Raw genomic sequence first — 17,942 nt, 5'->3', positions numbered from 1 at the left:
GCCATACTCCGAGGCCGTATTCATGGCGGCCAGCAGCGCGCCGCCGATGGCGCTCTTGCTGCCCTCGGCAAAGCGCTCGCGCACCGCGCCGAACGCCGTCGCCAGCACCACCACGATGCCCAGCAGCAGCGCCGCCTCCACCGCCCAGATCGCGGTCACGGTGGCGATCTGGGTCTCCACGGGCTTGGCCAGCCCGGGCAGCGACACGCTGTAGCTGCTGCCGTACCACTGCGGAATCATGCGCGTGAAGACGAAGTTGGCCACGCCCACCACCACCAGCGGCAGCAGCGCCAGTGCTGGATGCGGCAGGTGGCMGGTCTGGCTGCGCTCCGGCTCATTGCGCAACGCCGTGCCGTAGCCCTCGCCACGCGCCATGGCTGCGCGGCGGCGCCACTCCAGGTAGGAGAGGCCAACCCCGATGATGAACAGCGAGCCCAGCAGGCCCAGCACCGGCGCCGCCCAGGTCGTGGTCTTGAAGAAGGTGGTGGGGATGATGTTCTGGATCTGCGGCGTGCCCGGCAGCGAATCCATGGTGAACGAGAACGCGCCCAGTGCGATGGCGCCCGGCATCAGCCGCTTGGGGATATTGCTCTGCCGGTAAAGCTCCGCCGCGAACGGATAGACGGCAAACACCACCACGAACAGCGAGACGCCGCCATAGGTCAGCAGCGCGCAAACCGTGACGATCACCGCATTGGCGCGCGAGCGGCCGATATAGCGGATGGCGGCGGCCACGATGGACTCCGAGAAGCCCGAYAGTTCGATCACCTTGCCAAACACGGCGCCGAGCAGGAASACCGGGAAATACAGTTTGACGAAGCCGACCATCTTCTCCATGAAGATGCCGGAGAAGACCGGCGCCACCGCGGCAGGCTCGGTCAGCAGAACGGCGCCGAGCGCGGCCACCGGGGCGAACAGGATRACGCTGTAGCCACGGTAGGCCGCAAACATCAGGAAGGCCAGGGCGGCCAGGACTATCAGGAAGGACATCGGTTCTCCTTGTGGTTCTTCCGCGCGCGCGGCGCTCGTGGCGCCGCGCGCGGCAGATCAGGTGCCGACTTTGCCACAGCTTGCTGCGCTGCGACAATGTCCTGTCTCAAAGGCGCGCTTTTTTGCCGTCGTCCGTGGCCCGGGCTCAGCCGTGGTGGTAGCGGTATTCCTGCGACAGGCCGCCGTAGCCGTAGGTGGCGGCGCGCGCATCCACTACGTGGATGTATGAGACCGGATGCACGTTGCCGATCAGCTCCGAGAGGGCCTCGAACACGGCCTTCAGGTACTGCGCTTTCTCAGCCTTGGTGTTGGTTTCGTCCGTGACGCTGATGTCGAGGTGAAAGGCGTTGCGGCCAAGCTCCGAGAGCGGCTCGCCGCCAATGATCCAGGCGTCGTGGTCGATGTACTGCACGGCAACGACGGTGACCTCCGGCTTCTTGCCGAGCACGCGCTGGGTCAGTTCGGCGACGGCGGCGGCGCTGCGGCGGGTCAGCGATGCGTTGGGCTTGCCGGAGATCTGCAGGTTGATGTGGGGCATGACGGACTCCTTTTGTTGTTGCGGTTTCACTGGGTTGGCCGGGTTTGGCCCAGCGGGTAAGTGATGCCAGTTTAGGTCTTTGCCTTCCATCGGAAAAACGGGAATTTGCGATACTATCCATCGTTAATGCCGAAATAAACCCATGCCGAAACAAGACGGGAGCCCGCCATGCGCGCACTTGAACTCGACCAGCTACGCACGTTCGTGACCGTGGCGGACGCCGGCAGCCTGTCCGCCGCGGCGCCTCGGCTGTTCCTGTCGCAGTCCTCGGTCAGCGAGCAACTGCGTAAGCTGGAGGAGCGCGCCGGCGTGCCGCTGCTCACGCGCGGCAAGCAGGGCGCGGCGCCGACACCCGCCGGCACGCGCTTGCTCGAGCATGCGCGGCGCATCCTCGCGCTGTCCGAACTGGCGCTGCAAGACCTGCGCGGCCACACGCTGGATGGCGAGTTGCGGCTCGCGGTGACGGACTACTTCCGGCCGGGCGAGATCGCCGGCATGCTGCGCGCGCTGCGCGAGCGCTATCCCTACCTGCGGCTGCACGTACAGGTGACGAAAAGCAGCGTCATCGATGCGGGAATGCACTCCGATGACTTCGATATCGGCTTGTCGATGCGGTTGCCGCGCAAGGGGGGAGGCCAGCAGGCTGGCGCCAAGGGCGCGCGCGGCACCGTGCTGCGCCGCGAGGCGCTGGCCTGGGTCGCGGCGCAAGGCGAGGCGGAGCGCGTGAGCGGCGCGCTGCCGCTGGTGCTGCTGCCCGATACCTGCTCGCTGCATCAGTACGTGGTGCTGACGCTGCGCAGACGGCGCCTGGACCACGTGATTGCCCATTCCGCCTCGGGCGTGGCTGGCCTGCATCTGGCGTTGGCTGCCGGGCTTGGCATCTCGTGCCTGAACGAGTCGGCGATCGGGCCGGGCGTGGCGCGGATCGATGCGGCTACGCTGGTCAGGCTCAAGCTGCCGGCCTTGCCCACGGCGGAGTTTTTCCTGCTGCCGGCACGGGCCGGGGAGGCGGAGCTGGTCGGGCAGGTCAGGTCGGCGCTGGCGGAGCAGTTTGCATAGCGCATGGCGCCGGTGCGCGCTGCCGCCCGCCGGCGCTCAGGTTTCAGTCCACTGCCGCAGCAGGTTGTGGTAGCAACCCACCAGCGAGCGCCGCGCACCATCGTCGGCGCCGGTCTGGTTGAGTTTCTGGATGGCGTTGTCGAGGTCGAACAGCAGCGCGCGCTGCGCGTCGTCGCGCACCAGGCTCTGGATCCAGAAGAAGCTCGCCACGCGCGTGCCGCGCGTGATCGGCGTGACCTGGTGCAGGCTGGTGGCGGGATAGATCACCATGTCGCCGGCTTCCAGCTTGACGCTGTGGGTGCCATAGGTGTCTTCCACCTGCAGCTCGCCGCCGTCATAGCTGGCGGGGTCGCTGAGGAACAGCGTGGCCGAGATGTCGGTGCGCAGCTTGCGGCCATTGTGCGGATGAATGCGCACGCCGCCGTCCACGTGGGCGCCGAAGGTCATGCCCTCGCTGTAGCGGTTGAACATCGGCGGGTAGACGATGTTGGGCAGCGCCGCGCTGATGAATAGCGGATTGCGCTCGAGCATGCCAAGGATCAGGTGCTGGCACTGCTGTGCCACTTCGGCGCGCTCGTCGATCTGCTGGTTGAACTTGACCGGTGCGCCGGAGTAGCCGGCCGATACGCGGCCATCCACCCAGGCCGTGCCGGCCTGGTCGAGATGCTGGCGCAGCACGGCAAGCTGCTCCGCGTTGAGGACCTTGGGAATGCAGACAAGCATGACGATCTCGACAGGGTTCGGCGGCAGCGCGCGGGAGGTTTCCGGCCCTGCCGCGTGGCGTGACATGGCGTCACGCCACTTTACCTCAGCTTACATGCGGTAGATGAAGGACAGCATCGCGGTGCGGCCGGTGCCGGGCACCGAGCGTCCGCCGTCCGACTGGATCAGCGCATCGTAGTACTTCTTGTCGAACACGTTGAACAGGTTCAGGCGCACGTCGTACTTCGGCTGATGGTAGGCAATCATGCCGTCCCAGCGCACGTAGCCACCGACCTGCACGGTGTTGGTGTTGTTGGCGTAGCGCTGCGACATATAGAAGGCGCCGCCGCCCACTTCCCAGTCCTGCAGCACGCGGTAGCTGGTCCATGCCGTCGCGGTGTGCTTGGGCGTATTGGTCGGGACCATGCCCTGGGTGCCGGCGGCGATGCCGTTGACGATCTCGCCGTCCAGATAGGTGTAGCCCGCAAAGACCTGCCACTTGCTGGTGATGCGGCCGGTCGCGCCGGCGCGCAAGCCGCGCACGCGGATCTTGCCGGCCAGCGAGTACGTGGTGGCGTCGATCTGGCTGCGGGCGTTGTCCTTGGTGATCTGGAACAGCGCCGAATTCAGCGACAGGTCGCCGCCCAGCAGATCCCACTTGCCGCCCACTTCATAGGACTTGTTCTTTTCCGGGTCCAGGTTCTGCTGGCCCACGGTGCCCACCAGCTGCTCCAGCGACGGGTTGAACGACGTGCCGTACGACAGGTAGTAGGACTGCGCCTCGGTCGGCTGCCAGATGCCGCCCACGCGCACGCTGGTGAAGTTGACGGTCTGGTTGGCGCTGGGCAGCACGGTGCTGCCCAGCGTGTTGGACGAGTTGATCGAATTGGTGATGCTGGCAATGTACTTGTCGTAGCGCAGCCCGCCCACCAGCTTCCATTGCTTGCTGAATTCCACCGAGTCGTTGATGTAGGCCGCCAGCGTGTTGGCCGCTGCGCCCTGCCGGTTGCCGGCCACGCTCGGCGCGGTGGCCGGCGAGTTGCTGTAGGTCGGGTTGACGACCGGCTCGCATGCCGCGTAGCCGCTGGTGCCGGCGGCCGCGCTGGCGGTGGCGGCGGGGTTCAGCGCCACGCCGTTGCAGCTGCCGTTGCGGTAGTAGTTCTGGTTGTCATAGCCATCGTGGCCGATCTCGGCACCCACCAGCACGGTGTGCTTGACCGGGCCGGTGTCGAACTTGGCGGTCAGCTCGGTCTGGTTGAAGATCGAGTAGTCGCGGATATGGCGGTCATGGCTCTGCTGGCGCACGAACAGCGCATCGAGTGGCAGCGTGGTAGTGGTCAGCGGGGTGAAGCCCTTGGCGCTGACCGTGCCGACGGCGTTCGGCGCGGTTTCGCGCGCGTTGGTGTTGACGTAGTTGAACTGGGTTTGGTTGCGCAGGCGCAGGTTGGGCGAGAACTTGTGATCAACGGTGGCGCCCAGCGAGGCCACATCCTGGATGGTGCGGTCGTCGTTGAAGCCATAGGCCGTCTTCCGGTCGACGTTGACCGGGTGCCCGTTGATGGCCGGCAGGCCGTAGTCGGGCTGGTCCTCGTTATGCTGCAGCAGCGCCGACAGCGTGATCTCGGTGGGGGTGCCGATGCCCAGGCGCCACGACGGCGCCAGGCCGAAGTCCTTCACCTTGGTCTGGTCGCGCGTGCTAGCCGAGCCGTCCTGGGCCATCGCCGCGATGCGAAAGGCCGAGGTCTCGCCGGTGGGCGTGTTGTAGTCCGCGGTGGCGCGCACCAGGCCGTTGGTGGTGACCGAGCCGGTGACTTCGGTGGCGGCCTTCAGCGACGGTTTCTTGGTGACCTGGTTGATCACGCCCCCGGTGGATCCACGCCCGAACAGCATCGACGAGGGACCCATCAGCACTTCCACCGAATCCAGCGCGAAGACGTCGCGATAGTACTGGCCGCGATCACGGAAGCCATCCAGGTAGATGTCGGTGCGCGCGGAGAAACCGTTGAGGTTGATGTTGTTGCCGATCTGGCCACCCTCGGCGCCACCGATGGTGATCCCCGGGACATTGCGCAGCGCATCCGCCAGCGAGGTGCCGCCCTGCGCGTCGATCAGCGCCTTGTTGACCACCGTGACGGATTGCGGAATGTCGCGCAGTTCCGCGGGCAGCTTGCTGATCGAGCTCTTCACCGCGCTGTAGTCGTCGTTGGCGCTGCTGCCTTGCACCACCACTTCATGCAACGTCGTCGTAGGCTGCGCCGCGGAGACGGTGGCGGCCGTCTGGGCCAGGGTGGCAACGGGCGTGGCGAACAGCGCGAGCAGGGCAGTCGCGATCGGCGTGCGGCGATTCATGTCGTTTCTCGGTTCCGGTGCGGCCGCGGGTACGAGCCGGCCGGCAGCGGCGAGAAGGTGCGCGCCTGGATCGGTTCGGCCAACGGCGGAAGGCAATGATGGTTGGGCGAGCCGGAATATAAATGCGAATGATTTGCGTTGCAATTCACGTTGTCTTTTGATCACAGACAATATGTTGCCGCGTCTAATGTTCTAACCTAGAAACATGAATTGGCGTCCGTGGATTCAATTGCGCACATAACCTATGTAAAGATGCGTATAAAACACATTTATAAAATGAAACGGGCCCGTACGAAACGGGCCCGATACAGACATTTACCGTCCTTGTCGTAAGGACTGCTGAAAATATTTCTTATTCCGCCGTCATGTTGGCGTTTTTTGCGAGACGGCCAAGGCGCTCGCGCTCCGACTTGATGAAGGCAATGAAGCTCTCCTGCGTGCCGCCGGCGGGTTCGATGCCGTTGGGAATCAGCCGGTCGCGCGTTTCCTGCGTCTGCATGGCGGCGCTCATTTCGGCGTTCATCTTCTTGAGGATGGCGGGGTCGGTGCCCTTGGGTGCGAACACGCCGGCCCAGTGGCCGATGCGCACGTCCGGCATGCCTTGCTCGGCAGTGGTCGCGATGTTCGGCGCCGCGCTCATGCGCTTGTCCCAGGTCGCGCCCAGCGCCTTGAGCTTGCCGGCCTTGATGTTGGGCAGCACCACCACGCTGGCCTCGGAGGTAGCCGTGACCTGGTTGCCGATCACCGCGGTGATGCTCTCCGAGCCGCTCTTATAAGGCACCACGGTCAGCACCGCGCCTTTCTCCTTGAGCATTTCTTCGACAAAGTGCGGCGTGCTGCCACTGCCGGCGGTGGCGAAGTTGGCGCCCGAAGGCTGCTTCTTGGAGTACTCGACCAGTTCCTTCAGGTTGTTTACCGGCAGGGACGGCGAGACCACGATCACGGACGGGCTCACCGCGACCAGGGAGACCGGCACCAGGTCATCGGCCGCGTAGGGCATCTTGGCGCGGATCAGGCTGTTGGTGACCGTGCCTACGGCGCCGATCAGGAAGGTGTAGCCATCCGGCTTGGCCTTGGCCACGTAGTCAGCACCCACCACGCCGCCGGCACCCGGACGGTTCTCGATCATCACGGTCTGGCCCAGGCGCTTGCCAACCGCATCGGCGGCGGCGCGCGCCACCAGGTCGTTGGCGCCRCCGGCGGTAAACGGCACGACGAACTTGATTACGTGGGTCGGCCAGGTATCGGCGGCCTGCGCGGGCATGGCGAAGCCGGCGGCGGCGAACAGGGCGGGAACGGCGAGTGCCAGCGCGCGGCTGGTGGCGGGAATACGCATGGTTGTCTCCATTGGCTGTTTTGGGTGCACGGGTGTTAGGTGCTAGGTCCTCAGGTGCTGCGACGGATCATAACCAGCGAACCTGTCAATTCGCTGAATCCGCATGCGCCCCCCGTTACTGGCTTTCCGCGCTCTGCTGCGTCAGCCAGTTGCGGAACGTCCGCGCTGCCGCGGCCTCCGCGCGGTCTTGCGGCCACACTGCGTAGTAGCCACCGCCCAGGCTCGCGCTCGCCTCGCAGGCGCGCACCAGCAGCCCTTCCTGCAGGCAGCGGTCGATCATGTGGCGCCACCCCAGGGCGATACCCTGGCCTTCGATGGCGAGCTGCAGCAGGATCGGATACTGGTTGGCCACCAGCTTGTGCGGTGGCCGCGCTTCCGCCAGCCCGTTGTGCGTCAGCCAGGTCTGCCACGACATCCATTGGCGCTGCCCGTCTTCCAGCATCAGCAAGGTCTCGCCAGGGAGGTCTGCCGGCGCCAGCCGGCGGCCGGCCAGGTAGCGCGGCGCGCAGACGGGAAACACGTCTTCGTCGTAAAGCCGGCGCGATGCCAGTCCCGCCGGCGGCCCCTCGCGCAGGTAATACATGCCCACGTCGAACTCGGCGGGCGAGAGCGAGGCCAGGCTGTCGTTGACCAGCAGGCGCAGGTGGATGTCGGGGTGCGCGGTGCGAAAGGCTGCCAGCCTGGGCGTGAGCCAGAGCACCGCGACGCCGCTGGAGCAGGCCACCGTCAGCTCGGCATGGCCCTTGCGCTTCATCACATCTTCGGTGGCTTCGGCGCAGGCCGACAGCAGGCGCTGCACCTCTTCGGCATAAGCCTGGCCGCTCACGGTCAGGCGCAGTGCGCGCGGCTCGCGGATGAAGAGCTTCTTGCCAAGGAAGTGTTCGAGCTGCGCCACCTGGCGGCTGATGGCGCTTTGCGTCAGGTGAAGTTCGCTGGCGGCGCGGGTGAAGCTGCCATGCCGCATGGCCGACTCGAAGGCGACCAGGCAAGGCAGGGGCGGAAGGGGGGAGATACGCATGGCGGCGAGTGGAACGGTATAGCCGCCATGATAGTCCGCGGTGATGGCGAGAGGCTGGTCGCTGTAGCGCGGGGCTTTGGCCCTGCCGCTGGCTTCGCTCAGGCGGGCTGGCGATGCAGCCGTCCTGCCTGCATCACCAACGCCAGGTGTTCGCCCTGGCCGCACAGCACACTGATGTCCGCTAGCGGGTTGCCATCGACCGCGATCAGGTCGGCCAGCGCGCCGGCACGCACGGTGCCGAGCTCGCCTTCGCGCTGCAGGATCGCGGCGGCGATCGAGGTGGCGCTGCGGATCGCCTCCAGGTTGCCGAGCAGCTCCGCGCGGATGCGGAATTCATCCGACTGGTCCTGGTGCATCTCGCCCAGCAGGTCGGAGCCAAAGCCCATCGGCACGCCGGCCTCCGCATAGATGGCGAGGGAGTCGCGGCCGGCCTGGCGCACGGTTTCGATCTTGGCCACCGATTCCGACGGCAAGCCCAGGCGCGCGCCGTCGCGCGCGAGCGCTTCGTAGGTGACCAGGGTAGGCACCACGAACGCGCCATGCTCGCGCATCACGCGCGCGGCCGCGCGGTCGACCAGGTTGCCGTGCTCGATGGTGCGCACGCCACAGCGCACCGCGCGCGCGATGGCACGGCCGGTATAGGCGTGCGCCATCACATACGTCTGGGCCGCTTCTGCCTCGGCCACGATGGCGCGGATCTCGTCTTCACTGTATTGCGTGTTGCCGATCGGGTCGGTGGGCGACGCCACGCCGCCGGATGCCATGATCTTGATCTGCGTGGCGCCCTTCTGGATCTCTTCGCGCACCGCCAGGCGCACCGCATCCACGCCATCGGCCACACGGGCGATGGCGCCCGCACGGAAGGCGCACGAGCATGGCTCCAGCACGTCGGCGCGCGGCCGGAAGTCGCCGTGCCCGCCGGTTTGCGACAGCGCCTTGCCGGACGGGAAGATGCGCGGGCCGGGCACCAGGCCGGTCTCGATGGCCTGCGACAGGCCCCAGTCGGCGCCGCCCGCATCGCGCACGGTGGTGAAGCCGCGCTCGAGCATGGCTTTCATGATCGGCACGGCGCGCAACGCCACCAGTACATTAGGCTGCACCGCATTCAGGCCGAGGTTGGCCAGAGACGCCAGCACGTGCACGTGGCAGTCGATCAGCCCGGGCATCACAGTCTTGCCGGCGAGGTCGATCACGTGCGCGGCGGGCGCGTGGATTGGCGTGGCCGAAACGCCGGCGATGCGCTCGCCCTCGATCAGCACATCGTGGCGCTGCAGGAGGCTGCCGTGGGCAGGGTCGAGGACGTTGCCGCCTTTGAGTAGGATCTGTTTCATGCGCGGGACGGTGATTAGACGGGTTGAGCGGCTCGGATAGCCTGCGCCGGGCGCAGGTAGGCTGGCTCGCGCACCAGGCGCGTGCCGGCCAGGCTGATGGCGGCGGCGAACATCACGTAGAACGCAGGCGCCATGGTGCTGCCCGTGCTGGCGATCAGCCAGGTGATGATGAACGACGCGAAGCCGCCGAAGATGGTGACCGCCAGATTGTAGGCGACCGACAATCCGGTCGACAGCACCTTGGCCGGGAAGAGCTCGGAGAACGCCGCCAGGATCGGGCCGGTGTAGGTGGCGATCAGGACACCGAACACCAGCTGGAAGACCACCAGCGAAGCCAGCCCCGGGGCCTGGTTGATGTAGGCGAACATCGGGTAAGCCAGCAGCAGGATCAGCAGCGCCGAACTCGATAGCAGCACGCGGCGCCCGATGCGATCGGCCAGCAGCCCGACCAGCGGCGAACACACCATGATCGCCACGCCACCCACCATGCCGGCGATGAAGCCAGTCGACTGCGGCACATGGAGCACTTTGACCGAGTACGTCGGCATGTAGAACAGCAGCACGTAGGTGCAGACCGTCCACAGGATCACCATCGAGAAGCTGGCCGCGGTCTGGCGCGGGTAGTCGCGCAGCACTTCGGTCAGCGGCGAGTCCGACTTGTCGGTGGCATCGCGGAAGGCCGGCGTCTCGTCGAGATGATGGCGGATGTAGTAGCCCACTGGCCCGATCACGATGCCGAGCAGGAATGGCAGGCGCCAGCCCCAGCTATTGAGCGCCTCGGTGCTCAGCGCGGAGGTGACGAAGGTACCGGCCGCGGCGCCCAGCAGCACAGCCACGCCGATGCTCGCCTGGATCCAGCTGGAGTAGTAGGCGCGGCGCTCCACCGGTGCGTACTCGGTCAGGAAGGCGGTGGCGCCGCCCATCTCGCCGCCGGCGGAGAAGCCCTGCAGCAGCCGTGCCACCACGATCAGCAGCGGTGCGAAGACGCCGATCTGATCATAGGTGGGCGCCAGGCCGATCATGGTGGTGCCCAGCGCCATCAGCAGGATGGTCAGCGACAGCGCCGCCTTGCGGCCCACGCGGTCGGCGTATACCCCGAGGATGATGCCACCGACCGGCCGCATGAAGAATCCCACGCCAAACGTGGCAACCGCAAGCAGCAACGACGACAGGTCATTGCCGGTGGGAAAGAAGAGCTTCGCGATGATGACGGCAAAGAAGCTGTAGACGGTGAAGTCGAACCACTCGAGACCGTTGCCGATCACGGTGGCGACGATGGCGCGGCGGCGTTGCGCGCCGCTGACGCCTGGTGGCTTCGATGGCGCTTCTGGGTGGGCGCTTGCGTGCATGACAKCCTCCTGGGTTGGCGGGCCCGGTGCGCGCACCGCGTCGATGCCGGGTCGGCGTGGCAGCGCCGCCCGGTGCGGTCGGGGATCAATCGGCGCACGGCAGGTAGTCCGATGGTAGGAGCAGCGCCGCCGGGCCGAAAACGAATTCTGCGCATGTCGTCATGCGGGCAGCGCATGGCAGGCAACGGGCCGCATGCCGCGCAAGGGAGCGCGGGCGGCATCGGTGGGGCGGGCGGGGGCGGGTGGGGATGGGTGCGGCGGAGGTGGCGCGGCGGCAATGCGCGCGGCCAAGCTGGCAGCGATGCCGGTGCCGTCGGTGGCACCGGCATCGCCGGTCGTGGCAGGCTAGCGTTCGCGCTCCCAGGTCTGGGTGCGGCCCAGCAGGCTGATGCCGATGAAGCCGCGCACGTTGAGCTTCTTGCCGTCATCCGCCAGCGACATCTTGGTTTTGTAGAGCTTGCCGCTTTCGGGGTCGAGGATCTCGCCGCCGCTCCACTCGTTGTCGCCGGTCTTGCGCAGGCCGGTGATGATAGTCATCCCCATGATGGGCTGGTCGCGGCGTGCGTCGGTGCACTTGTCGCACACCTTGGTCTTGCCGTCGTTCTCGGTGAAGCTCTTGACCAGCTTGCCGCTGTAGACGCCGTTCTGTTCGCTGATCTCCACCAGGCCGCGCGGCTTGCCGGTGGCGTCGTCGATGGTCTTCCATGAGCCGGCGGGGGTGGCCTGGGCCAGCGCGGCGGCGCTACCCAGCAGCGCGCCGGCGAGCACGGCGGTGCGTGCCGCGACGGCGGCGGCGCGTGCGACGGTGCGGGGGGCAGTAAAGTGCATCGGGATCTCCTCTTCGAGTTGGTGCGCGCCATGATGCCAGGACAGGGCCAGCCCTGCGGCGCGCGTACGCCAATCTACTGGCGATGGGCTCGCGCTGCAATCGCCAGCCCGCCTTTGCGTACGCACCAAAGCCTTCGCGGCAACCGCCGCAGACCGGCCTGGCGTCTGGAAGCTGGCGGATTCTGTCATGCAGCAAATTGTCCGCTGCCCGGCACTCGAAGCAATCCTCTAGCGGTGCGTTTCAGGTGGGGGCGCCATGCCGCGCTTGCTGCCGCAGGGGCGCCGGCGCGTGCGGCCATCCACGCTCTCGTTTCTTGCGCGCACTCGCGCGCCTGCTGCCGTTGGCAGTCGTCCATTCGGATGGTGCGCGAGCCGATGCCTCGCCACGCGATCTGCCGTCCTGGCCGACGCGCGAAGTCATCCGCTGGCGCACGCATGCCGACACCACCGTGAGACCACCGGCGAGATCACCAGCGACAGCACCAGCGATGCGAGACTCGGAAGGGCATCTCACGCGTCGACGACGCCTGCGAGATGCAAGCGCGAGATGCGAGTGCGAGAGGCCGATCGACATCGTTCGAGCATCGTTGGAGAGCGCGTGTCGCGGTGACGATTCTCAAACCGTTGCGTCGGCGCATCACTGCGCGCGCTGCGCGTGAGCGTATGTGCCGAGTCGAGGCGACGCGCACGGTCCGCGCCGCGTGCCGCGTTGCGGATGCGCGTCTTCACGATAGCGCTGCCGATGTCATCGCAGCGCTCGCTTGCATCCGGGCAACACGCGTCCCAGCACTCGCGTAACGCGTGCCGACGGTTGTCGCGCGGATCTTTTCTGCTTCCCCAAAAGCCTTTGTGCATGCGGGTTTCCGGCGTTACACAATGATCGGGAATTGGCATCGCCGAAGGGCATGGAAGAGGCGCCGAGAGCGATGCGCGCGCTGAAAATCCGGAGCACGCCAGCGACGTCTTCACGCTCGCGCGACGCTGTGTCGAAGCAGCATCGAGCATGGTCGCGAGCAGCGTCGCGAGGGTGCGAGAGACGCGATGAGAGCGCAGCGCGCGCAAGCAAAGACGAGGTCAGCGCAGCGCAACGACGAAGACGATGAAGTTGTCATGCTCGCACGCAAGTTTTTTTGCACTTTTTTCTTAACATCGCCCAACAAACGAATTATGATTCGCCTTGACAAGAGTCTCACTTCATTGCATGGCCTGCGTGGCAGGCAAGACAGCAAGATGCAACGATGAGGTTGGACGTGATGCGCAACGATGAGCGCCGCCCACTTCGATGCAATGAAACAGGTAGCTCAGGAGCACTAGAACTTTGACGCAGACCAAGCCGTACTGGTTTTCTAAAACGCGTGCAGTCTCCTTTGGCCCAGTAACGGGATGGGCGAACTACCCCCGAAAAAATGCCGTACGTGGTGTGCGTGGCCTAGCCCGCATCACGGAAATGCCGGCCGATATCTCTCTTTTCATGTCGCGCGCCGATCCGGCGGATGGCGCGGGCAGATCGAAAATTCCAGGGCGCGGCAAGCGTCAGAAGCCCGGCTGCGGGCTCCGCTTGGCCACATTCGCACCGCGCGCCGCGGTGCCCCTGCCACCGAATTCATTAGCGTGCGGCCACAACGCGCGCCGTGCGCCGATGAATCGCTCGCTCGATTGGGGTCGCACCGCAGTATCGCGCCTCGGGTCGGTCGGGTCGCCAACTTAGGTCATTCGATATTCACTCTCTAGTGAAGGAGTTATCCATGGCAACGACTGCAAAGAAGAAACCGGCGGCTAAGAAGGTCGCCGCCAAGCCGGCCGCCAAGAAGGCAGCCGCCCCGGCCAAGAAAGCCGCTGTGAAGAAGGTCGCCGCCAAGAAGGCAGCACCGGCCAAGAAAGCTGCACCGGCCAAGAAGGCCGCAGTGAAGAAGGTCGCCGCCAAGAAGGTCGTAGCGAAGAAGGCAGCGCCGGCCAAGAAGGCAGCCGCACCGGCAAAGAAGGCCGCCGCCAAGAAGGTTGTAGCCAAGAAGGCCGCACCGGCCAAGAAAGCTGCCGCCAAGAAGGTCGTAGCGAAGAAGGCCGCACCGGCCAAGAAGGTCGCCGCCAAGAAGGCCGCACCGGCCAAGAAGGCTGCACCGGCTGCCAAGAAGGCCGCGCCCGCCAAGAAGGCTGCTGCTGCCAAGAAGGCTGCTCCGGCTAAGAAGGCGCCTGCTGCCAAGAAGGCACCGGCCAAGAAGGCTGCTGCCAAGAAGGCCGCGCCTGCCAAGCCTGCCGCTGCACCTGCTGTTGCACCCGCTGCAGCTGCCAAGACCGCGCTGAACCCGGCTGCGGCATGGCCTTTCCCCACGGGCACCCGTCCGTAAGCGTGCCGGCAACGGCTACCGCTGGGAATTGCCAAGGCACGCAGGGCGTGCCGCACTGACCGGATACCGCGTATCCGGTCCGCAGGACGCTAGTCTTGCCAACCCGTCGATGGTGCAAGCCCGGCGGGTTTTTTCATGGGCGCTCGAAAGACGGCAAGCGAAGCACGGAACGCGGGACAGAGGACATGGCAGCCCGGCCCGGGAACGCCGCAAAGAAAAAGCGCTGCTCCGGTGAAGGAGGCAGCGCTTTGCCAGGGTCGTATTGCGGCGTGTGCGGCGCGGTCCCTGAGACCGCTCCAGAACGTGCCAGGAGCTATCGGGCAGCGGGGGTGGCAACCTAGGCTGCCACCCCCGCTGCGCGGCCACCCGGGGCCGCCCAGGGCCACCCCATGCCGTCCCGCGTACCCTCTTAGTGCGTGACGCGGGTCGTGCCGCCCGACGACAGCAAGCGCACGCGCTCGCCCGGACGGAAGGCTTCGTCGGCGTCCTGGACGATGGCGCGCATATCGCCGTTGTCCAGGCGCACGGTGATTTCCAGGCCACGGCGCTGGCTGATCTTGTTCTCGGCCATGCTGCCGGCGATGCCGCCGAGCACGGCGCCCAGCACGCCGGCTGCCACCGAGCCGCCGCCGTTGCCGATGGTGCTGCCCGCGGCGATGCCGCCGATGGCGCCACCGGCGATCGTGCCGGCGCCGGTCTGGTCGCCCTGGATCAGCACCTCGCGAACCGTCTCGACCACGCCGTAGCGCAAGGTCTGCTCGCGCTGCGCCTGGCCCGGCTTATAGATGCTGGCGGAATTCGACTGCGCAGCGCAGCCAGCCACCAGGGTGGCTGCGGCGGCGAGCGCGATGGCGCTGGTGCGAATCAGGGTGTGCATAGGATCAATCCCGGAAAAGGTGTTACTCGTAGCGGTAGCCAAAAGCGGACTGGAAGCGCTCACCGATTTCGTCGCGCGACGGCTTGTGGTTCTGCGGACCCTGGTGCGCGATCTTGATGGAGCCCATCAGGCTGGCAAGCCGGCCCGTTGTTTCCCAGTCGAAGCCCTGTTCGATGCCGTAAAGCAGGCCGCCGCGGAAGGCATCGCCGCAGCCCGTCGGATCGACCACGCGATCCGCTTTCACGGAGGCGATATTGTACTTCTGGTTGTCGGCAAAGACGGTGGCGCCCTTTTCGCCGTGGGTCACGATGAACGCCTTGACCTGCGCGGCGACTTCATCGCTGGTCCAGCCGGTACGCGACAGCAGAACCTGGGCTTCGTAGTCATTGACCGTCACGTAGCTGGCGAGTTCAACGAACTGGCGCAGATCGTCGCCGTTGAACAGCGGCATGGCCTGGCCCAGGTCGAAGATGAACGGAACGCCGGCGTCGGCGAACTGGCGCGCGTGGTGCAGCATGCCTTCGCGGCTGTCGGGGGCGACGATGCCCAGGCCGGGCGCGTTGCTGCCGCCGAGCGCGTCCTGCACCTGCGAGAGCTGCGACTGGTTCATCGCGCCGGGGTGGAATGCCGTGATCTGGTTGTTCTCCAGGTCGGTCGTGATCATCGCTTGCGCCGTGAAGGTGTCAGGCAGGGTGCGGATGTGCTCGGTGCCGATATCGAGCGCGCGCAGGTGTTGCAGGTAGGGCTCGGCGTCGACGCCGACGGTAGCCATGATCACCGGGTTGCCGCCAAGCAGCTTCAGCGTGTAGGCGATATTGCCGGCGCAGCCGCCGAACTCGCGGCGCATGGACGGGACCAGGAAGGACACGTTCAGSATGTGGATCTGGTCGGGCAGGATATGTTCGCGGAAATGTCCCTCGAACGTCATGATGGTGTCGTAGGCAACGGAGCCACAGATCAGGCTGGACATGCTCTCTCCAATTCTCGTAATGCGGGCTGACGGGGCCACCGGGTCGTGCAGGTGCCCCTGAATGCAAAAACGGCCACCCGTTTTGCCGGGTGGCCGCGCCTGGCAGGTGGCGCGCTTACTTCAGTGCGGCCAGTGCGGCGTCGTAGTTCGGCTCGTTCTTGATTTCCGAGACCAGTTCGCTGTACTTCACGGTGTCGTTCTCATCGAGCACCACCACGGCGCGCGCGGTCACGCCGGCCAGCGGGCCGGTCTTGATGTCCACGCCGTAGTTGCCCTTGAAGTCGGCGCCGCGCATCAGCGACAGCGGCACCACGTTGGCCAGGCCTTCAGCGGTGCAGAAGCGGCCCATGGCGAACGGCAGGTCGGCCGAGACGGTCAGCACAACGGTGTTGGCCAGGCCGCTGGCGGCTTCGTTGAACTTGCGCGCCGAAGCCTGGCACACCGGGGTGTCCAGGCTGGGGACGATATTGAGCACCTTGCGCTTGCCGGCGAAGTCAGCCAGCGTGACATCCTTCAGGTCCTTGCCGACCAGCGAGAATGCGGGGGCCTTGTCGCCGGCTTGCGGAAACTTGCCGCCGACTTCGATGGCGTTGCCGCCGAGGGTGACGTTGCTCATATGTGCTCCTGTGTGAAATGTGGGCTCGCAAATCGGGGGCGCTCGGGATTGGCGGCGAGCCCAGATGGAATTCAGGGATAGAAGATCAGCACGCGGTAGTTTGCCGCCGCTTGCTGCGACCGGAATCGTACCCGAACCGGCAGCTCCGTGCCTGCCCGCAGGCCATGTGTGGCAAAGGCCTGCTGCTCGGCTTCAAGGTAGTCGGCGGGTTGGAGCACCTTGCGCAGCAGGAGCTGGTCCTGGAGGTCCGTCATGACCAGCTCGATGGCGGGCAGCGCCACGGTGGCGCGGCCCTGGTTGCGCAGCGTCACGGCGAGCAGGTAGGCGTCGGATTCGTCATCCTGCTTTTGCAGCAGCGAGCTCTCGATGCGCAAGGCGTCGATGTCGCGCCACGGTGCCACCGCGCAACCCAGCGCAGCGCAGGCCGCCTCGAGGGCGGGGCGCAATACGGGGAAGCGGCCGGACAACTGGCTGCGCGCCAGGTAGGTGCCTTGCACCAGGCCCGCAATCACGAGGAACCCGATCGCCAGCCTTTGCAGCATGCGCTTGCGCTTGGCCGGGCCAGGATCGCGCTCGCGCGCATGGCGCAGGAAGTCGGGCGCGAAGGACGGGGTGGCAGGCGTGTCGCTGCGCATCCACGGCCRCTCGGCCTGTTCGCGTGAGATCGCTTCGGGAATCTCGGGGAGGTCGTCCTGCGCTTCGGCGCGCAGGTAGCCGCTTGCGCTCGGGATGGCCGCGGCGTCGGCGTCGGTGTTGGCGGCGGCACTCGTGGTGGCTTGGCTGGTGGCGGATGCTTCGTTCGCCGCTTTCGCTATGTTGGCTGCGCTTTCCGTATCGGCGATGTCCGCGGTGTGCGTGGCATCGTCGTCGCTCAGCGTGCTGGGGTCGAGCCGCGGCCAGGGTGCAGCTTCCGGCGCGCGTGCTTCGCTTGCCCGCGATGCCTCTGGCTCTGYCTCGGCCTCGGCGGGAAGGCCGACTTCCTCGCTCTCGACGATGCCGGGTACGAACACCGCGGAAGGCTCGTCCTCGTCCTTGTCCTCGTCAGCGTTGCCGGCTTCCGGCTCCATCCGATGGTTGCCGGCCTGCACGGCCTCGTCCGCTTCCGCCTGCGTTTGGTACAGCATGACGGTGGGCGCATCGAGCGCCGGCACGTCGTAGCCAGGGTCGTAGCCGGGGTCGAAGGGCGCGGCGGCGGGGCGGCTGTCGTCGGGGTCGTGCTGGGGGGGCGTGTCGACGTGCGCTGCTTCGTGTGGCACGGCGGTGGCTTCGGCCGGGTGCGCTTGCGCGTCCGGGTGCGCCACGGCATGCGCCCGCTTGCGCGGGGCGCGCGGTGCGCGGGCAGCCTTGTGTGCTTCTTCGTGTGTTTCTTCGTGCGCGTGCTCGGCGGGCGCCTCCTGTGCCGGGGGCGCGGCGGGGGCAGGGGCGGCAATGCCTTCCCCCGCCTGCGCGACGGTCTCAGGGCCGGCTGCCGGCTCGGGCGCCGGCAACTCGATCAGGTGCTCGCGTGCATCGAAGACGGTGTCGCACTGGCCGCAGCGGACCAGTCCCTGGCGCAGCCGCAGCTGGTCCGCCACCAGCCGAAAGGCAGTGCGACAGGCCGGGCAACGCGTGACGAGCTTGGCGGCCATGGGCTG

Annotated in this window: 15 protein-coding genes; 2 read left to right on the top strand and 13 right to left on the bottom strand. The window is 66.6% G+C overall.

Going from position 1 to position 17,942, the window contains the following annotated elements:
- Both AC1DS3_RS02235 and AC1DS3_RS02230 read right to left on the bottom strand, forming a co-directional pair.
- On the bottom strand, window positions 1-990 hold a 990-nt coding region (locus AC1DS3_RS02235), incomplete at its 3' end, for a GntP family permease (RefSeq protein ID WP_477126611.1).
- Between the two features lie 145 nt (window positions 991-1,135).
- Window positions 1,136-1,528 (bottom strand): tautomerase family protein, encoded by a 393-nt coding sequence (locus AC1DS3_RS02230; RefSeq protein ID WP_441633865.1) that lies wholly within the window; start codon window positions 1,526-1,528, stop codon window positions 1,136-1,138.
- A gap of 168 nt (window positions 1,529-1,696) precedes the next feature.
- Between AC1DS3_RS02230 and AC1DS3_RS02225 the strand changes: the two genes are divergently transcribed.
- On the top strand, window positions 1,697-2,587 hold the full coding sequence (locus AC1DS3_RS02225; RefSeq protein ID WP_441633863.1) for a LysR family transcriptional regulator: 891 nt from the start codon (window positions 1,697-1,699) through the stop codon (window positions 2,585-2,587).
- A 36-nt stretch (window positions 2,588-2,623) separates the two neighbouring features.
- On the opposite strand, the gene AC1DS3_RS02220 is transcribed toward AC1DS3_RS02225, so the two are convergent.
- The 7 genes from AC1DS3_RS02220 to AC1DS3_RS02190 form a co-directional block, all read right to left on the bottom strand.
- Window positions 2,624-3,310, bottom strand: coding sequence for a Fe2+-dependent dioxygenase (locus AC1DS3_RS02220; protein WP_150986891.1), 687 nt, complete (start codon window positions 3,308-3,310; stop codon window positions 2,624-2,626).
- 90 nt (window positions 3,311-3,400) lie between these two features.
- The gene (locus AC1DS3_RS02215) at window positions 3,401-5,638 is read right to left on the bottom strand and encodes a TonB-dependent receptor (protein ID WP_441633861.1); all 2,238 of its coding nucleotides are present in this window, start codon (window positions 5,636-5,638) and stop codon (window positions 3,401-3,403) included.
- Window positions 5,639-5,990: 352 nt separating this feature from the next.
- The gene (locus tag AC1DS3_RS02210) at window positions 5,991-6,974 is read right to left on the bottom strand and encodes a Bug family tripartite tricarboxylate transporter substrate binding protein (protein WP_441633859.1); all 984 of its coding nucleotides are present in this window, start codon (window positions 6,972-6,974) and stop codon (window positions 5,991-5,993) included.
- A 115-nt stretch (window positions 6,975-7,089) separates the two neighbouring features.
- The gene (locus AC1DS3_RS02205; protein ID WP_441633857.1) at window positions 7,090-7,992 is read right to left on the bottom strand and encodes a LysR substrate-binding domain-containing protein; all 903 of its coding nucleotides are present in this window, start codon (window positions 7,990-7,992) and stop codon (window positions 7,090-7,092) included.
- Window positions 7,993-8,090: 98 nt separating this feature from the next.
- Window positions 8,091-9,323, bottom strand: coding sequence for a metal-dependent hydrolase family protein (locus AC1DS3_RS02200; RefSeq protein ID WP_441633855.1), 1,233 nt, complete (start codon window positions 9,321-9,323; stop codon window positions 8,091-8,093).
- A gap of 14 nt (window positions 9,324-9,337) precedes the next feature.
- Window positions 9,338-10,672, bottom strand: a complete 1,335-nt coding sequence (locus AC1DS3_RS02195) for an MFS transporter (protein WP_441633853.1) — start codon at window positions 10,670-10,672, stop codon at window positions 9,338-9,340.
- A gap of 345 nt (window positions 10,673-11,017) precedes the next feature.
- Window positions 11,018-11,500 (bottom strand): DUF2147 domain-containing protein, encoded by a 483-nt coding sequence (locus tag AC1DS3_RS02190; RefSeq protein ID WP_441633851.1) that lies wholly within the window; start codon window positions 11,498-11,500, stop codon window positions 11,018-11,020.
- Between the two features lie 1,745 nt (window positions 11,501-13,245).
- On the opposite strand from AC1DS3_RS02190, the gene AC1DS3_RS02185 reads away from it, so the two are divergent.
- On the top strand, window positions 13,246-13,845 hold the full coding sequence (locus AC1DS3_RS02185) for a histone H1-like DNA-binding protein (RefSeq protein ID WP_183032596.1): 600 nt from the start codon (window positions 13,246-13,248) through the stop codon (window positions 13,843-13,845).
- Window positions 13,846-14,254: 409 nt separating this feature from the next.
- Here the strand turns inward: AC1DS3_RS02185 and AC1DS3_RS02180 are convergent, their stop codons facing one another.
- The 4 genes from AC1DS3_RS02180 to AC1DS3_RS02165 form a co-directional block, all read right to left on the bottom strand.
- A complete protein-coding gene (locus AC1DS3_RS02180; RefSeq protein ID WP_441633849.1) occupies window positions 14,255-14,722 on the bottom strand; it encodes an outer membrane lipoprotein in 468 nt (155 codons plus the stop codon).
- Between the two features lie 22 nt (window positions 14,723-14,744).
- Window positions 14,745-15,692, bottom strand: a complete 948-nt coding sequence (locus AC1DS3_RS02175) for a carbohydrate kinase family protein (protein ID WP_477126610.1) — start codon at window positions 15,690-15,692, stop codon at window positions 14,745-14,747.
- A gap of 115 nt (window positions 15,693-15,807) precedes the next feature.
- Window positions 15,808-16,308: a thiol peroxidase gene (gene tpx, locus AC1DS3_RS02170; protein WP_043349617.1), complete on the bottom strand. Its 501-nt coding sequence runs from the start codon at window positions 16,306-16,308 to the stop codon at window positions 15,808-15,810.
- A gap of 71 nt (window positions 16,309-16,379) precedes the next feature.
- Window positions 16,380-17,936, bottom strand: coding sequence for a DUF3426 domain-containing protein (locus tag AC1DS3_RS02165; RefSeq protein WP_477126609.1), 1,557 nt, complete (start codon window positions 17,934-17,936; stop codon window positions 16,380-16,382).
- Window positions 17,937-17,942 lie beyond the last annotated feature (6 nt).

It is taken from the genome of Cupriavidus sp. 01L46 (assembly GCF_056399905.1).
Note: the sequence above shows the minus strand (reverse complement) of the source record. Positions and strands in the feature narration are given on the sequence as shown.

Coding starts and splice junctions, on each gene's coding strand:
- AC1DS3_RS02195 (WP_441633853.1), bottom strand. CDS start 10,672: ATGCACGCAAGCGCCCACCCAGAAGCGCCATCGAAGCCACCAGGCGTC.
- AC1DS3_RS02220 (WP_150986891.1), bottom strand. CDS start 3,310: ATGCTTGTCTGCATTCCCAAGGTCCTCAACGCGGAGCAGCTTGCCGTG.
- AC1DS3_RS02230 (WP_441633865.1), bottom strand. CDS start 1,528: ATGCCCCACATCAACCTGCAGATCTCCGGCAAGCCCAACGCATCGCTG.
- AC1DS3_RS02185 (WP_183032596.1), top strand. CDS start 13,246: ATGGCAACGACTGCAAAGAAGAAACCGGCGGCTAAGAAGGTCGCCGCC.
- AC1DS3_RS02225 (WP_441633863.1), top strand. CDS start 1,697: ATGCGCGCACTTGAACTCGACCAGCTACGCACGTTCGTGACCGTGGCG.
- tpx (WP_043349617.1), bottom strand. CDS start 16,308: ATGAGCAACGTCACCCTCGGCGGCAACGCCATCGAAGTCGGCGGCAAG.
- AC1DS3_RS02215 (WP_441633861.1), bottom strand. CDS start 5,638: ATGAATCGCCGCACGCCGATCGCGACTGCCCTGCTCGCGCTGTTCGCC.
- AC1DS3_RS02180 (WP_441633849.1), bottom strand. CDS start 14,722: ATGCACACCCTGATTCGCACCAGCGCCATCGCGCTCGCCGCCGCAGCC.
- AC1DS3_RS02190 (WP_441633851.1), bottom strand. CDS start 11,500: ATGCACTTTACTGCCCCCCGCACCGTCGCACGCGCCGCCGCCGTCGCG.
- AC1DS3_RS02205 (WP_441633857.1), bottom strand. CDS start 7,992: ATGCGTATCTCCCCCCTTCCGCCCCTGCCTTGCCTGGTCGCCTTCGAG.
- AC1DS3_RS02200 (WP_441633855.1), bottom strand. CDS start 9,323: ATGAAACAGATCCTACTCAAAGGCGGCAACGTCCTCGACCCTGCCCAC.